The sequence below is a fragment of the Streptomyces sp. NPDC005899 genome, from assembly GCF_040629645.1.
In the GTDB taxonomy this organism is placed as follows: domain Bacteria; phylum Actinomycetota; class Actinomycetes; order Streptomycetales; family Streptomycetaceae; genus Streptomyces.
In genome coordinates this window covers 1-15389 of the sequence record NZ_JBEXWB010000137.1, presented here as the reverse complement: position 1 = coordinate 15389, position 15389 = coordinate 1, and the positions used below count along the sequence as shown (strand labels likewise).

Sequence of the window (15389 nt, the reverse complement as noted above, 5' to 3'; positions counted from 1 at the left end):
ACACACAGACAAACCTACCATCCCCCCCCCACGCCGTTGCAGGGGCGCGCCCCCCTGGGCGGCGGCCTGATCCCCCCCCCGAAGGGGGCCCTGCCAACTGCGCGCTGCCGGGCCCGCTGTGCGGGACTGTGCGCGCGGCGGCCCTCCGCGGGGCCTGGGGCGCCCCGCCCCTAGAGACCCGCGGCGCTGCGCAGCGCGTCCACGCGGTCCGTGCGCTCCCAGGTGAAGTCGGGGAGCTCGCGGCCGAAGTGGCCGTAGGCCGCGGTCTGGGCGTAGATCGGGCGGAGCAGGTCGAGGTCGCGGATGATCGCGGCCGGACGGAGGTCGAACACCTCGCCGATGGCGTGCTCGATCTTCTCCGTGTCGACGGCGGCGGTGCCGAACGTCTCGACGAACAGCCCCACGGGCTCGGCCTTGCCGATCGCGTACGCGACCTGGACCTCGCAGCGGGCCGCGAGGCCGGCTGCGACGACGTTCTTCGCCACCCAGCGCATCGCGTACGCGGCCGACCGGTCGACCTTGGACGGGTCCTTGCCGGAGAAGGCACCGCCGCCGTGGCGGGCCATGCCGCCGTACGTGTCGATGATGATCTTGCGGCCGGTGAGGCCGGCGTCGCCCATGGGGCCGCCGATCTCGAAGCGGCCCGTCGGGTTGACCAGGAGGCGGTAGCCCTCGGTGTCGAGCTTGATGCCGTCCTCGATGAGCTGGCCCAGCACGTGCTCGACGACGAACTCGCGGATGTCGGGGGCGAGCAGCGAGTCGAGGTCGATGTCCGAGGCGTGCTGCGAGGAGACGACGACCGTGTCCAGGCGGACGGCCTTGTCACCGTCGTACTCGATGGTGACCTGGGTCTTTCCGTCGGGACGCAGGTACGGGATGGTGCCGTTCTTGCGGACGTCGGACAGTCGGCGCGAGAGGCGGTGCGCCAGGTAGATCGGGAGCGGCATCAGCTCGGGCGTCTCGTCGCAGGCGTAGCCGAACATCAGCCCCTGGTCGCCGGCGCCCTGCTTGTCGAGCTCGTCCTCGTCGCCCTCGACCCGCTTCTCGTACGCCGTGTCGACGCCCTGGGCGATGTCCGGGGACTGCGCGCCGATGGAGACGGACACGCCGCAGGAGGCGCCGTCGAAGCCCTTCTTGGAGGAGTCGTAGCCGATCTCCAGCACCTTGTTGCGCACGAGGTTGGGAATGTCGGCGTAGGCCTTGGTCGTGACCTCACCCGCGACATGCACCAGACCGGTGGTGATCAAGGTCTCGACGGCGACGCGCGAGGAAGGGTCCTCGCGCAGGAGCGCGTCGAGAATCGTGTCGCTGATCTGGTCAGCGATCTTGTCGGGGTGACCCTCGGTGACGGACTCCGAGGTGAAGAGACGGCGGGACACATCGCTCCCTGGGGTTGCAGCGGCTGCTGGCTGATCATGGGTGGACGTCCGGGGGCTGCGCCCGGCACATTCCGTCGACCAGTTTATCGGTCGCTTCCGGCGGTCGGACCACGCGTCTCGCCCCTTGGAGGGTCTGTGACCTGCGGCACGGTTGACTGCGGTACGACAATCCCTCCTCTGGAGTGCTCGACGGGATCCTTCACCTTAGTCTTTCCTTCCCGCCGGAGCGGTTGCTACGCAATCTAGCCGAACCGTGCCGCGACGAGGTCCCAAACGGTGTCGGCGAGCACTTCCTTGGGTCCGAACGGGACCGCGGTCTCGCTGCCGTCGGCCCCGAGCACGACCGCTTCGTTCTCCTCGGACCCGAACGTCTTGCGCTCGCCCACCTCGTTGACGACGAGGAGGTCGCAGGCCTTGCGGCGGAGCTTGTCCCGGCCGTTGGCGAGGACGTCGTCGGTCTCGGCGGCGAACCCGACGACGATCTGCCCGGGGCGCGCCCGGTCCGAGGAGACCTCGGCGAGGATGTCGGGATTGCGCACCAGGGCCACGGGCGCCGGCTCCTGCCCGTCCTTCTTCTTGATCTTCCCTGTGGCGTAGCCGGCGGGCCGGAAGTCGGCGACGGCCGCCGCCATCACCACCACGTCGGCGTCGGCCGCCACCTTCAGCACGGCCTCCCGCAGCTGCAGCGCGGTGCCGGCGCGCAGGACGTCGGCCCCCGCCGGGTCGGGCAGACCGGTGTTGGCCTCGATCAGCGTGACCCGGGCACCGCGGGCCACGGCGGTGCGCGCCAGCGCGTAACCCTGCTTCCCGGAGGAGCGGTTCCCCAGGTAGCGGACGGGGTCGAGGGGCTCTCGGGTACCGCCCGCGCTGATCACCACGTGCCGGCCCACCAGGTCGGGGGCGACGGGCCCGCGCGCCAGGACGCGGCGGCAGACCTCGAAGATCTCGCCCGGGTCCGGGAGCCGCCCCTTGCCCGTGTCCGCCCCGGTGAGCCGGCCGACGGCCGGCTCGATGACGACGGCGCCGCGGCGGCGCAGTGTGGCGACGTTCTCCTGGGTGGCGGGGTGCTCCCACATCTCGGTGTGCATCGCCGGCGCGAACACCACCGGGCAGCGGGCGGTGAGGAGCGTGTTCGTCAGGAGGTCGCCGGCGAGCCCGTGGGCGGCCTTGGCGAGCAGGTCGGTGGTGGCCGGGGCCACGACGACGAGGTCGGCGGCCTGACCGATCCGCACGTGGGGCACCTCGTGGACGCTCTCCCAGACCTCCGTCGAGACGGGGTTGCCGGAGAGCGCCGACCAGGTGGCCGCACCGACGAAGTGCAGCGACGCGTCGGTCGGCACGACCCGTACGTCATGGCCCGACTCGGTCAGCCTGCGCAGCAGCTCGCACGCCTTGTACGCGGCGATGCCCCCGCTGACCCCCAGGACGACCTTCGGCTTGTCCACTGCGTCTCCCCGCACTCGTGTCTCCGCGCACTCGGCGCCGTACGGCCTCAGGACGTACGCCTCCATGCTGCCTCACCGCGCCGGACCTCCTGCGGCCGGTCCGGCGCCCGGCACACCACAGGCCCGGCGGTGTCGACCGCCGGGCCTGTGGTGAAGGTGCGTCTACCGCCTACTGCGCGGGGCCCTCGATGGCCTCGGAGGTCAGCAGGCCCGCGTTGATCTCGCGGAGCGCGATCGAGAGCGGCTTCTCGTGCACGTGGGTGTCGACGAGCGGACCGACGTACTCGAGGAGGCCTTCGCCGAGCTGCGAGTAGTACGCGTTGATCTGGCGCGCGCGCTTGGCGGCGTAGATCACGAGGCTGTACTTCGAGTCGGTGGCCTCGAGGAGCTCATCAATCGGCGGGTTGATGATGCCCTCGGGCGTGGTGATGGAAGAGGACACTCTCTGCCTTCCGAAGGGGATAGAGATCAAAGAGATCTTTGATCGTGCTGGTTCCGCGGTGGTGCTGTTCTGCGACCGTGGCCGTCGACCGGGCCGCCGATGGAGCCTGCGCGGTCAGTCGTCGGTGCCGTGGAGGCCGGAAGCCTGCAGCATCAACGTTAGCAGCTCGCGGGCGACGTCCTCGACGGAGGTGTTGACGAGCGTCGTGTCGAACTCCGCCTCGGCCGCCAGTTCGGTCCTCGCCGCGGTGAGCCTGCGCTCGATCACCTCGGCCGACTCCGTGCCGCGGCCGGTGAGCCTGCGCACGAGCTCGTCCCAGCTCGGCGGCGCCAGGAAGACCAGCTGCGCCTCGGGCATCGACTGGCGGACCAGCCGCGCGCCCTGCAGGTCGATCTCCAGCAGCACCGGCTCGCCCGCCTCCAGGCGGTCGAGCACGGCCCGGCGCGGCGTGCCGTACCGGTTGCCGGCGAACTCCGCCCACTCCAGCAGCTCGCCGTTGGCGATCAGCTTGTCGAACTCCTCGTCGTCCACGAAGAAGTAGTGGACACCGTTGCGTTCGCCGGGGCGGGGCTTGCGGGTCGTGGCCGAGACCGAGAGCCAGACCTCGGGATGGACCTTGCGCATATGCGCGACGACCGTGCTCTTGCCGACCCCGGAGGGGCCGGAGAGCACGGTCAGCCGCGGACGTACGTCCGGGGGTGCGGGGGACGTCCCCCGGGATGTTGCAGCCATGGGGCGATTATCCCCGTTCTCAGGAGTGCCTGAGAACGTCAGGCGGCGCTGCCGCCGAACTCACGCTCCAGGGATGCGATCTGGTTGGAGCCGAGACCCCGGACCCGGCGGCTCTCGGAGATGCCGAGCCGCTCCATGATCTGCTTGGCGCGGACCTTGCCCACGCCGGGCAGGGACTCGAGGAGGGCGGAGACCTTCATCTTGCCGATGACGTCGTTCTCCTGGCCCTGCTTGATGACCTCATGGAGCGAGGCGCCGGAGTGCTTGAGTCGATTCTTGACCTCGGCCCGCTCCCGGCGAGCCGCGGCGGCCTTTTCGAGCGCGGCTGCGCGCTGTTCAGGGGTAAGGGGCGGAAGAGCCACGCCTACGTCACCTCGGATGTCGATCTGTCGGATACGGACCGGTGCGAAACCCTGATGGCTCCGCACCTGGTGAGCAACGGACGACCTGCATCCGTTGGCTCTCGACGGAGACTAGCGGCCAAGGCCGCCTGAGTCAGCGAGAACAGACGAAAAGTCCTGGTCAGCCTGCGCCGACCAGGACATTTCACGCATAACAACCCGGTTTTCTGCTCAGGATTCCGTCAACGCACCGTCACGTGGCATCGTCAGCCTTCCGGGACGGCATCGCGGACCTCGTCCGCGAGCCGGCCGGCGGCTTCGCGCAGCCCGGAAACATCCGGACCGTGACGCAGGACACCCCGGCTCACGCTCGGCACGACGTTGCGGACCGAGGCGCCGAACACCCGCGGCAGGTCCGCCGCGCTCGCGCCCTGGGCCCCGATGCCCGGCGCGAGCAGCGGGCCGTTGACCGCCAGGTCCACCCCCGCGTCCCCGAGCGTGGCCCCGATCACCGCGCCGACGGAACCGAGCGGCGTCGCCCCCGCGTTCTCGGCGGCCAGGTGGTCGAGCATCACCTGGGCCAGCGACCGCCCGTCGGCGGCCGTGGCGCGCTGCACCTCGGCGCCCTCGGGGTTGGAGGTGAGGGCGAGGACGAAGACCCCGGAGCCGGAGGCCGCCGCCGCGTCGAGCGCGGGCCGCAGCGAGCCGAAGCCCAGGTACGGCGAGACGGTCACCGCGTCCGAGAAGAGCGGTGAGTCCTCGTCGAGGTAGGTGGCGGCGTACGCGCCCATGGTGGAGCCGATGTCTCCGCGCTTGGCGTCCATCAGGACCAGCGCCCCGGCCGCCCGCGCCTCCTCGACGGCCTTCTCCAGCACGGCGATCCCGCGCGAGCCGAACCGCTCGAAGAAGGCCGACTGCGGCTTGAGCACGGCGACCCGGTCGGCCAGCGCCTCGACGACCGTGCGCGTGAAGCGCTCCAGGCCCGCGATGTCGTCGTTCAGGCCCCAGGAGGAGAGCAGGGAGGCGTGCGGGTCGATGCCGACGCAGAGCGGCCCGCGGGTGTCCATGGCGTGGCGCAGGCGCGCGCCGAAGGGTTCGGGGGTCACCGCACGGCCTTCCGTGTCTCGGCGCCGACGGCCTCGGCGAGGGTGGCGTACGGGGAGGCGGCCAGGCGGGCGGCCAGGCCCTTGTGGACCGCGCGGGCGTAGAACGGTCCCTCGTAGACGAACGCGCTGTAGCCCTGGACGAGCGTGGCGCCGGCCAGGATGCGCTGCCAGGCGTCCTCGGCGTTCTCCACGCCCCCCACGCCCACCAGGGTGATCCGGGTCCCCACACGGGCGTACAGGCGGCTCAGGACCTCCAGGGAGCGCTCCTTGAGGGGTGCGCCGGAGAGGCCGCCGGTCTCCTCGACCAGGGAGGCGGCGGATTTCAGGCCCAGGCCGTCGCGGGCGATGGTGGTGTTGGTGGCGATGATGCCGTCCAGGCCGAGTTCCACGGCGAGGTCGGCGACCGCGTCGACGTCCTCGTCCGCGAGGTCGGGGGCGATCTTGACGAGCAGCGGGACCCGACGGTCGGTGACGGTGCGGTCGGCGGCCTCGCGCACGGCGGTGAGCAGGGGCCGGAGGGCCTCGGTGGCCTGGAGGTCGCGCAGGCCGGGGGTGTTGGGCGAGGAGACGTTCACGACGAGGTAGTCGGCGTGGGCGGCGAGCCGCTCGGTGGACTTCACGTAGTCCGCCACGGCCTCGCCCTCGGGGACCGCCTTCGTCTTGCCGATGTTGACGCCGACGGTGGTGCGGAAGACCGGGGTGCGTCGGGCGAGGCGTTCGGCCACGGCCGCGGAGCCCTCGTTGTTGAAGCCCATGCGGTTGATGAGCGCGCGGTCGGCGACGAGGCGGAACAGCCGCTTCCTCGGGTTGCCCGGCTGGGGCTCGCCGGTGACCGTGCCGATCTCGATGTGGTCGAAGCCGAGCATCGACATGCCGTCGACGGCGACGGCGTTCTTGTCGAAGCCCGCGGCGAGTCCGAAGGGGCCGTGCATCCGCAGGCCGAGCGCCTCGGTTCGCAGTGCCTCGTGGCGGGGCGCGAAGGCGGCTGCGAGGAAGGTGCGCAGGACGGGGATCCGGGCGGCGAGGCGGATCCAGCGGAAGGCGAGGTGGTGGGCCTGCTCCGGATCCATCCGCTTGAAGACCAGCTGGAAGAAGAGTTTGTACATCACGGTGTCCTCATGAAGAGGGGGACACCGTTTCCGGTGTCCCCCATGGCGTCCTGGCTAGTCGCGGGCCGCGGTCAGATGTTCCGCGTGTTCCTGGAGGGAACGCACGCCCACGCCACCGTGGTTGAGCGCGTCGATGCCCTGGACGGCGGCGGCGAGCGCCTGGACCGTGGTGAGGCACGGCACGGACCGGGCGACGGCCGCGGTGCGGATCTCGTAGCCGTCGAGCCGGCCGCCCGTTCCGTACGGGGTGTTGACGATGAGGTCGACGCCACCGTCGTGGATCAGCTGGACGATGGTCTTCTCGCCGTCGGGGCCCTCGCCCTCGGACTGCTTGCGCACGACGGTCGCGTTGATGCCGTTGCGCTTGAGGACCTCGGCGGTGCCGGATGTGGCGAGGAGCTCGAAGCCGTGCGCGACGAGCTCACGCGCCGGGAAGATCATCGAGCGCTTGTCCCGGTTGGCGACGGAGATGAAGGCGCGGCCCTTGGTCGGCAGCGGGCCGTAGGCACCGGCCTGCGACTTGGCGTACGCCGTGCCGAAGACGGAGTCGATGCCCATGACCTCACCGGTGGAGCGCATCTCCGGGCCGAGGACCGTGTCGACACCGCGGCCGTGGATGTCGCGGAAGCGCGACCACGGCATGACGGCCTCCTTGACGGAGATCGGGGCGTCGAGCGGCAGGGTGCCGCCGTCGCCCTGCCTGGGCAGCAGGCCCTCGGCGCGCAACTCGGCGATGGTCGCGCCCAGGGAGATGCGGGCGGCGGCCTTCGCGAGCGGGACGGCGGTCGCCTTCGAGGTGAAGGGCACGGTCCGCGAGGCCCGCGGGTTGGCCTCGAGGACGTAGAGGATGTCGCCGGAGAGCGCGAACTGGATGTTGATCAGCCCGCGTACGCCGACCCCCTTGGCGATGCCCTCGGTGGAGGCCCGCAGCCGCTTGATGTCGAAGCCGCCCAGGGTGATGGGGGGCAGGGCGCAGGCGGAGTCGCCGGAGTGGATCCCGGCCTCCTCGATGTGCTCCATCACACCGCCGAGGTAGAGCTCGGTGCCGTCGTAGAGCGCGTCGACGTCGATCTCGATCGCGTCGTCGAGGAAGCGGTCGACCAGGACCGGCCGGGTGGGGCTGATCTCGGTCGATTCGGCGATGTACGAGGAGAGGCGGGTCTCGTCGTAGACGATCTCCATGCCCCGTCCGCCGAGTACGTACGAGGGGCGCACCAGCACCGGGTAGCCGATCTCGTCGGCGATGGCCTTGGCCTCGGCGAAGGTGGTGGCGGTGCCGTGCTTCGGGGCGGGCAGTCCGGCCTCGGCGAGCACCCGGCCGAAGGCTCCGCGGTCCTCGGCGGCGTGGATGGCCTCCGGGGAGGTGCCGACGACCGGCACGCCGTTGTCCTTGAGCGCCTGCGAGAGCCCGAGCGGGGTCTGGCCGCCGAGCTGGACGATGACGCCGGCGATCGGGCCGGCCAGCGACTCGGCGTGCACGATCTCCAGGACGTCCTCGAGCGTGAGCGGCTCGAAGTACAGCCGGTCGGAGGTGTCGTAGTCCGTGGAGACCGTCTCGGGGTTGCAGTTGACCATCACGGTCTCGTAGCCCGCGTCGCTCAGCGCGAAGGAGGCGTGGACGCACGAGTAGTCGAACTCGATGCCCTGGCCGATGCGGTTGGGCCCGGAGCCGAGGATGATCACCGCGGGCTCGGTGCGGGGGGCGACCTCGCTCTCCTCGTCGTAGCTGGAGTAGAAGTACGGCGTCTTCGCGGCGAACTCGGCGGCGCAGGTGTCGACCGTCTTGTAGACCGGGCGGATACCGAGCGCGTGCCGGACCTCGCGCACGACGTCCTCGCGCAGGCCGCGGATCTCGGCGATCTGGACGTCGGAGAAGCCGTGCCGCTTGGCTTCGGCCAGCAGCTCCGGCACGAGCTTGTCGGCCGCGGCCAGCTCGTCGGCGATCTCCTTGATCAGGAAGAGCTGGTCGACGAACCAGGGGTCGATCTTCGTGGCGTCGAACACCTCCTCCTGGGTGGCGCCGGCCCGGATCGCCTGCATCACGGTGTTGATGCGGCCGTCCGTGGGGCGGACCGCCTCGGCGAGCAGTTCGGCCTTGTCACCGGGCTCGCCGGTGAAGGCGAACTGCGAGCCCTTCTTCTCCAGGGACCGCAGGGCCTTCTGCAGCGCCTCGGTGAAGTTGCGGCCGATCGCCATGGCCTCGCCCACCGACTTCATGGTGGTGGTGAGGGTGGAGTCGGCGGACGGGAACTTCTCGAAGGCGAAGCGCGGCGCCTTGACGACGACGTAGTCGAGGGTCGGCTCGAAGCTGGCCGGCGTCTTCTCGGTGATGTCGTTGGGGATCTCGTCGAGCGTGTAGCCGACGGCCAGCTTGGCGGCGATCTTGGCGATCGGGAAGCCGGTGGCCTTGGAGGCCAGCGCCGAGGAGCGGGAGACGCGCGGGTTCATCTCGATGACGATGACGCGGCCGTCGGCGGGGTCGATCGCGAACTGGATGTTGCAGCCGCCGGTGTCGACGCCCACCTCGCGGATGATCGCGATGCCGATGTCGCGCAGCCGCTGGTACTCGCGGTCGGTGAGCGTCATCGCCGGGGCGACGGTGATCGAGTCACCGGTGTGGACGCCCATCGGGTCGAAGTTCTCGATGGAGCAGACGACCACGACGTTGTCGTTGCGGTCGCGCATCAGCTCCAGCTCGTACTCCTTCCAGCCGAGGATGGACTCCTCCAGGAGCACCTCGGTGGTCGGCGAGAGGGTGAGGCCCTGTCCGGCGATGCGGCGCAGCTCCTCCTCGTCGTGCGCGAAGCCGGAGCCGGCGCCGCCCATGGTGAAGGAGGGCCGGACGACGACGGGGTAGCCGCCGAGCGTGTCGACGCCCTTGATCACGTCGTCCATGGAGTGGCAGATGACCGAGCGGGCGGACTCGCCGTAACCGATCTTGGCCTTGACGGCCTCGACGACCCCCTTGAAGAGGTCGCGGTCCTCGCCCTTGTTGATGGCCTCGACGTTGGCGCCGATGAGCTCGACGTTGTACTTGTCCAGGACGCCGTTGTCGTGCATGGAGATCGCCGTGTTGAGCGCGGTCTGGCCGCCCAGGGTGGGGAGCAGCGCGTCGGGGCGCTCCTTGGCGATGATCTTTTCGACGAACTCGGGGGTGATCGGCTCGACGTAGGTGGCGTCGGCGATCTCCGGGTCGGTCATGATCGTCGCCGGGTTGGAGTTCACCAGGATGACGCGCAGGCCCTCGGCCTTGAGGACGCGGCAGGCCTGGGTGCCGGAGTAGTCGAACTCGGCGGCCTGCCCGATGACGATGGGGCCGGAGCCGATGACCAGGACGGACTGGATGTCGGAGCGCTTAGGCACGCGGACCCTCCATGAGGGAGACGAAGCGGTCGAAGAGGTACGCGGCGTCGTGCGGGCCGGCGGCCGCCTCGGGGTGGTACTGGACGCTGAAGGCGGGCCGGTCCAGGAGCTGTAGGCCCTCGACGACCTGGTCGTTCAGGCAGACGTGGGAGACCTCGGCGCGGCCGAACTCCGTGTCGGAGGGCTTGTCGAGGGGGGCGTCGACGGCGAAGCCGTGGTTGTGGGCGGTGACCTCGACCTTGCCGGTCGTGCGGTCCTGCACGGGCTGGTTGATGCCGCGGTGGCCGTACTTCAGCTTGTAGGTGCCGAAGCCGAGGGCGCGGCCGAGGATCTGGTTGCCGAAGCAGATGCCGAAGAGCGGGGTCCTCCGCTCCAGGACGCCCTGCATCAGGGAGACCGGGTGGTCGGCGGTGGACGGGTCGCCGGGACCGTTGGAGAAGAAGACGCCGTCGGGCTCCACCGCGTAGACCTCGTCGAGGGTGGCGGTGGCGGGCAGGACGTGCACCTCGATGCCGCGCTCGGCCATGCGGTGCGGGGTCATGCCCTTGATGCCGAGGTCGATCGCCGCGACGGTGAACTTCTTCGTGCCGTGGGCCGGGACGACGTACGCCTCCTTGGTGGCGACCTCGGCGGAGAGGTCGGCGCCGCTCATCCCGGGGGCCTGGCGCACCTTGGCGAGCAGCTCGCCCTCGTCCTGGATCGCGTCGCCGGAGAAGATGCCGACGCGCATGGCGCCGCGCTCGCGCAGGTGGCGGGTGAGCGCGCGGGTGTCGACACCGCTGATGCCGACGACGCCCTGGGCGGCGAGCTCCTCGTCCAGCGTGCGCCGGGAGCGCCAGTTGGAGGGGAGGCGGGCGGGGTCGCGTACGACGTATCCGGAGACCCAGATGCGCTCGGACTCGGCGTCCTCGTCGTTCACGCCGGTGTTGCCGACGTGCGGGGCGGTCATCACGACGACCTGGCGGTGGTAGGAGGGGTCGGTCAGGGTCTCCTGGTAGCCGGTCATGCCGGTGGAGAACACCGCCTCGCCGAAGGTCTCCCCCACGGCCCCGTAGGCGCGGCCGCGGAAGGAGCGGCCGTCCTCCAGGACGAGTACGGCGGGAGACACCGTTTTCCTCTTCGAGGCATGCCCCGGATTGGAGATCGTCATCGTTCGGTGCCTTCCGTAGTGCTGGTGAGGTGGTTGACGGTGTCGACCCAGGCCTGGTGCTCGGCCGCGTGGTCGGAGCGGAAGCCGGAGTCGATCAGCTTGTCGCCGTGTGCCCAGGTGATGACCAGGAGGCCTCCCTCGGGGAGCACCTTCCCGGCGAGCGCCCTGTCGTGCCGGGCCTCGCGCAGGGCGGCGGCCGGTACGAAGAAGCCGGCGGCTCCGGGGCGTACGACGTCCAGGCCCTGACCGGTGAGGGTCAGCTCCGCCCGGCTGCGGGTGCCGAGGCCGTGGGCGACGATGCGGTCGAGCCACTGCCCGGCGGTCGTGGAGCCGTGGTAGCGGCCCGAGAGGGTCAGGAGTACCGGGGCGTCCGTGAATCCCGGCGGGGTGGTCGCGAGTTCGGGAAGGCCGGACTGGAGGCTTCCCCGCCACTTCCATCCCTGGCGCATCAGCCAGTAGACGAAGGCGATGAGGACGAGCAGTCCGACGACCCAGCTGATGCGGGCGGACCAGTCCGTCACATCGGCCGACCTCTGTTCGGCGGCCAGTTGGTACAGGGGGGTGAGTGTTGTCACGCGAGCTTCCCGTCGACGACCGTGGCACGGCCCCGCAGGAAGGTGTGCGTCACTCGGCCCGGCAGCTCGCGACCCTCGTAGGGAGTGTTGCGGCTGCGGGAGGCGAAGCCCGCGGGGTCCACCGTTCCACGGTATGCCGGATCGACCAGGGTGAGGTTGGCGGGCTCACCCGCCGAGACGGGACGGCCGTGTCCCTCGAGCCTGCCGATGGCCGCGGGGCGCAGGGACATCCGGTCGGCGACGCCGGCCCAGTCGAGGAGGCCGGTGTCCACCATCGTCTGCTGGACGACGGAGAGCGCGGTCTCCAGGCCGACCATGCCCATGGCGGCGGCGGCCCACTCGCAGTCCTTGTCCTCGTGCGGGTGCGGGGCGTGGTCGGTGGCGACGCAGTCGATCGTGCCGTCGGCGAGCGCCTCGCGCAGGGCCATGACGTCGGCCTCGGTGCGCAGCGGCGGGTTCACCTTGTAGACGGGGTTGTAGGACCGCACGAGCTCGTCGGTGAGCAGCAGGTGGTGCGGGGTGACCTCGGCGGTGACGTTCCAGCCCTTGGACTTGGCCCAGCGGACGATCTCCACGGACCCGGCGGTCGACAGGTGGCAGATGTGCACGCGGGAGCCGACGTGGGCGGCGAGCAGGACGTCGCGGGCGATGATCGACTCCTCGGCGACGGCGGGCCAGCCGCCGAGACCGAGTTCGGCCGAGACGACGCCCTCGTTCATCTGGGCGCCCTCGGTGAGCCGGGGTTCCTGGGCGTGCTGGGCGACGACGCCGTCGAACGCCTTCACGTACTCCAGGGCTCGGCGCATGATCACGGCGTCGTCGACGCACTTGCCGTCGTCGGAGAAGACCTTCACCCCGGCGGCGGAGTCGTGCATGGCGCCGAGCTCGGCGAGCTGCTTGCCCTCCAGGCCCACGGTGACGGCGCCGACGGGCTGCACGTCGCAGTATCCGGACTCCCTGCCGAGCCGCCAGACCTGCTCGACGACGCCGGCGGTGTCGGCGACGGGGAAGGTGTTGGCCATGGCGTGCACGGCGGTGAATCCGCCGACGGCGGCGGCCCTGGTGCCGGTGAGGACCGTCTCGGAGTCCTCGCGGCCGGGCTCGCGCAGGTGGGTGTGCAGGTCGACGAGCCCGGGCAGCAGGACGCGGCCCGCCGCCTCGATGACGGTGGCGTCGCCGGCCTCGACGTGCGGGGCGACCCGCGCGATGGTCTCGCCGTCGATGAGGACGTCCGCCGGCTCTCCGCCGAGCACCTTCGCGCCGCGGATAAGGATCTTGCTCATGAGTGGGTCTCCTCGGTACGGGCGGCGGCGGACGGCAGGGCGGTCTCGGATCCGCCCAGCAGCAGGTACAGGACGGCCATGCGGGTGGACACGCCGTTCGCGACCTGTTCGACGGCGGTGCAGCGGTCGGAGTCGGCGACCTGGGCGGTGATCTCCATGCCGCGGACCATGGGCCCGGGGTGCATCACGATGGCGTGCTCCGGCATCTTCGCCATGCGCTCGGCGTCCAGGCCGTAGCGGCGGGAGTACTCGCGCTCGGTCGGGAAGTACGCGGCGTTCATCCGTTCGCGCTGCACCCGGAGCATCATCACGGCGTCGGACTTCGGCAGGACGTCGTCGAGGCTGTAACTGACGTCACAGGGCCACTGCCCGACGCCGACGGGCACGAGGGTCGGCGGGGCGACGAGGGTGACGTGCGCGCCGAGCGTGGCCAGCAGGTGGACGTTGGAGCGGGCCACCCGGCTGTGCAGGATGTCGCCGACGATCGTGATGCGGCGCCCTTCGAGGTCCCGGCCGAGCCCGGCGTCGGCCCCGACGAGCCTGCGGCGCATGGTGAAGGCGTCCAGCAGTGCCTGGGTGGGGTGCTCGTGCGTGCCGTCACCGGCGTTCACCACGGCGCTGTCGATCCACCCGGAGGTCGCCAGGCGGTAGGGGGCGCCGGAGGCGCCGTGCCGGATGACGACGGCGTCCGCGCCCATGGCCTCCAGGGTCAGGGCCGTGTCCTTGAGCGACTCGCCCTTGGAGACGGAGGAGCCCTTCGCCGAGAAGTTGATGACGTCGGCCGAGAGGCGCTTGGCGGCGGCCTCGAACGAGATCCGGGTCCGGGTCGAGTCCTCGAAGAAGAGGTTGACGACGGTACGCCCGCGCAGGGTGGGAAGCTTCTTGATCGGCCGGTCCGCGACCCGGGCCATCTCCTCGGCGGTGTCGAGGATCAGGACGGCGTCGTCGCGGGTGAGGTCTGCGGCCGAGATGAGGTGACGGGGGGTCCGGGGGTTTCCCCCGGGAGGGCACAGCATCTGGGTCTCCGTGGATGGTGGAGGGATCAGGCATGCGGGCGTGCGGGAACTGCCGTACGGCCGGTGGGGCGCACGGGGCGCAAGCTACCGCTCGCCTGCCGGGACGGTCCGCTGGAGGCCGAGCAGCACGGCGTCGCGGCCGTCCTCCTCGGCGAGCTGGACCTTGACCGTCTCCCGCTGCGACGTCGGGAGGTTCTTGCCGACGTAGTCGGCGCGGATCGGCAGTTCGCGGTGGCCGCGGTCGACGAGGACGGCGAGCTGCACGGCGCGGGGCCGGCCGATGTCGCCCAGCGCGTCGAGTGCGGCGCGGATCGTGCGGCCGGAGAAGAGCACGTCGTCGACGAGGACGACGAGCCTGCCCTCGATCCCCTCGCCGGGGATGTCCGTGCGGGCCAGGGCGCGCGCGGGGCGCAACCGCAGGTCGTCGCGGTACATGGTGATGTCGAGCGAGCCGACGGGCGTGACCCGGCCGGTGATCTCCTCGAGCTTTCCGGCGAGCCGGCGGGCGAGGTGGACACCCCGGGTGGGGATGCCGAGCAGCACCACGTCGTCGGCACCCTTGGCGCGTTCGACGATCTCGTGGGCGATGCGGGTCAGGACACGGGCGATGTCGGGAGCCTCGAGTACGGGGCGCGCCGCGTTGCCGGTGGGGTCGTGCTGTGCGTCCATAAGAAACGGACCTCCTTCTCCGCCTCACTGGACGGACGTTAAAGGACGTCGGATTTGCGTCACCTACGGTACCAGGGCGTGTCCGGGATCCCGGCGGCGCCCCCGGGAGGCGCAGTCCGGACCTTTCGGCTTGACGCAGGCAAGTAACGCTGCGTAACCTCACAGTGAGTTACCAGCCACGCGGCTGAGCCGCAAGAAATGTTCCAGCGTCCGGGGAGCCTTATGTCCAGCGAATACGCAAAGCAGCTCGGGGCCAAGCTCCGCGCCATCCGCACCCAGCAGGGCCTTTCCCTCCACGGCGTGGAGGAGAAGTCCCAGGGCCGCTGGAAGGCCGTCGTCGTCGGTTCCTACGAGCGCGGCGACCGCGCCGTGACCGTGCAGCGCCTTGCCGAGCTGGCGGACTTCTACGGCGTGCCCGTGCAGGAGCTGCTGCCCGGCACGACGCCCGGCGGGGCCGCCGAGCCGCCGCCGAAGCTCGTCCTGGACCTGGAGCGGCTCGCCCACGTCCCGCCGGAGAAGGCCGGACCGCTGCAGCGCTACGCGGCGACGATCCAGAGCCAGCGCGGCGACTACAACGGCAAGGTGCTGTCGATCCGGCAGGACGACCTGCGGACCCTGGCCGTCATCTACGACCAGTCGCCGTCCGTGCTCACGGAGCAGCTGATCAGCTGGGGCGTGCTGGATGCCGACGCCCGCCGCGCGGTGGCCCACGACGAGGGCTGACCGCCCGCACGCAGAAACGTACCGCCGGGTGGGCGGGGCCTGATGGCCCCGCCCAC

Annotated in this window: 14 protein-coding genes; 1 reads left to right on the top strand and 13 read right to left on the bottom strand. The window is 70.9% G+C overall.

From position 1 onward, the window contains the following. Positions 1-170: 170 nt before the first annotated feature. The 13 genes from metK to pyrR form a co-directional block, all read right to left on the bottom strand. On the bottom strand, positions 171-1379 hold the full coding sequence (gene metK / locus ABZ371_RS17215; RefSeq protein WP_358679810.1) for a methionine adenosyltransferase: 1209 nt from the start codon (positions 1377-1379) through the stop codon (positions 171-173). A gap of 242 nt (positions 1380-1621) precedes the next feature. After that, positions 1622-2824, bottom strand: coding sequence for a bifunctional phosphopantothenoylcysteine decarboxylase/phosphopantothenate--cysteine ligase CoaBC (gene coaBC, locus ABZ371_RS17210; protein WP_358679807.1), 1203 nt, complete (start codon positions 2822-2824; stop codon positions 1622-1624). 169 nt (positions 2825-2993) lie between these two features. Next, the gene (rpoZ, locus tag ABZ371_RS17205; protein ID WP_003970369.1) at positions 2994-3266 is read right to left on the bottom strand and encodes a DNA-directed RNA polymerase subunit omega; all 273 of its coding nucleotides are present in this window, start codon (positions 3264-3266) and stop codon (positions 2994-2996) included. A 114-nt stretch (positions 3267-3380) separates the two neighbouring features. Next, on the bottom strand, positions 3381-3998 hold the full coding sequence (gene gmk / locus ABZ371_RS17200) for a guanylate kinase (protein ID WP_358679801.1): 618 nt from the start codon (positions 3996-3998) through the stop codon (positions 3381-3383). Between the two features lie 38 nt (positions 3999-4036). Then, positions 4037-4360, bottom strand: a complete 324-nt coding sequence (locus tag ABZ371_RS17195; protein WP_014157387.1) for an integration host factor — start codon at positions 4358-4360, stop codon at positions 4037-4039. A 245-nt stretch (positions 4361-4605) separates the two neighbouring features. Further along, positions 4606-5445 carry an orotidine-5'-phosphate decarboxylase gene (pyrF, locus tag ABZ371_RS17190; RefSeq protein WP_358679797.1) on the bottom strand — a complete coding sequence of 280 codons (840 nt, stop codon included), beginning with the start codon at positions 5443-5445 and terminating at the stop codon, positions 4606-4608. After that, complete coding sequence (locus ABZ371_RS17185; protein ID WP_358679794.1) at positions 5442-6551, bottom strand: quinone-dependent dihydroorotate dehydrogenase; 1110 nt, start codon at positions 6549-6551, stop codon at positions 5442-5444. Before ABZ371_RS17185 ends, pyrF begins: the two co-directional genes overlap by 4 nt. Positions 6552-6608: 57 nt before the next feature. Then, the gene (gene carB, locus ABZ371_RS17180) at positions 6609-9917 is read right to left on the bottom strand and encodes a carbamoyl-phosphate synthase large subunit (RefSeq protein WP_358679791.1); all 3309 of its coding nucleotides are present in this window, start codon (positions 9915-9917) and stop codon (positions 6609-6611) included. Continuing rightward, the gene (carA, locus tag ABZ371_RS17175; protein WP_358679788.1) at positions 9910-11067 is read right to left on the bottom strand and encodes a glutamine-hydrolyzing carbamoyl-phosphate synthase small subunit; all 1158 of its coding nucleotides are present in this window, start codon (positions 11065-11067) and stop codon (positions 9910-9912) included. The genes carB and carA overlap by 8 nt, the downstream gene beginning before the upstream one ends. Further along, positions 11064-11642 (bottom strand): hypothetical protein, encoded by a 579-nt coding sequence (locus tag ABZ371_RS17170; RefSeq protein WP_358679785.1) that lies wholly within the window; start codon positions 11640-11642, stop codon positions 11064-11066. The genes carA and ABZ371_RS17170 overlap by 4 nt, the downstream gene beginning before the upstream one ends. After that, entirely contained in the window at positions 11639-12925 is a 1287-nt protein-coding gene (locus tag ABZ371_RS17165) for a dihydroorotase (RefSeq protein ID WP_358679783.1), read from the bottom strand. The genes ABZ371_RS17170 and ABZ371_RS17165 overlap by 4 nt, the downstream gene beginning before the upstream one ends. Beyond that, complete coding sequence (locus ABZ371_RS17160; protein WP_358679780.1) at positions 12922-13941, bottom strand: aspartate carbamoyltransferase catalytic subunit; 1020 nt, start codon at positions 13939-13941, stop codon at positions 12922-12924. Before ABZ371_RS17160 ends, ABZ371_RS17165 begins: the two co-directional genes overlap by 4 nt. Positions 13942-14025: 84 nt before the next feature. Beyond that, on the bottom strand, positions 14026-14610 hold the full coding sequence (gene pyrR, locus ABZ371_RS17155) for a bifunctional pyr operon transcriptional regulator/uracil phosphoribosyltransferase PyrR (RefSeq protein WP_358679777.1): 585 nt from the start codon (positions 14608-14610) through the stop codon (positions 14026-14028). Positions 14611-14832: 222 nt separating this feature from the next. Here pyrR and bldD point away from each other — a divergent pair, with 222 nt between their 5' ends. Continuing rightward, positions 14833-15333 (top strand): transcriptional regulator BldD, encoded by a 501-nt coding sequence (gene bldD / locus ABZ371_RS17150; RefSeq protein WP_014157378.1) that lies wholly within the window; start codon positions 14833-14835, stop codon positions 15331-15333. Positions 15334-15389: the final 56 nt, after the last annotated feature.

Coding starts and splice junctions, on each gene's coding strand:
- gmk (WP_358679801.1), bottom strand. CDS start 3,998: ATGGCTGCAACATCCCGGGGGACGTCCCCCGCACCCCCGGACGTACGT.
- ABZ371_RS17185 (WP_358679794.1), bottom strand. CDS start 6,551: ATGTACAAACTCTTCTTCCAGCTGGTCTTCAAGCGGATGGATCCGGAG.
- carA (WP_358679788.1), bottom strand. CDS start 11,067: ATGACGATCTCCAATCCGGGGCATGCCTCGAAGAGGAAAACGGTGTCT.
- ABZ371_RS17165 (WP_358679783.1), bottom strand. CDS start 12,925: ATGAGCAAGATCCTTATCCGCGGCGCGAAGGTGCTCGGCGGAGAGCCG.
- ABZ371_RS17160 (WP_358679780.1), bottom strand. CDS start 13,941: ATGCTGTGCCCTCCCGGGGGAAACCCCCGGACCCCCCGTCACCTCATC.
- pyrR (WP_358679777.1), bottom strand. CDS start 14,610: ATGGACGCACAGCACGACCCCACCGGCAACGCGGCGCGCCCCGTACTC.
- bldD (WP_014157378.1), top strand. CDS start 14,833: ATGTCCAGCGAATACGCAAAGCAGCTCGGGGCCAAGCTCCGCGCCATC.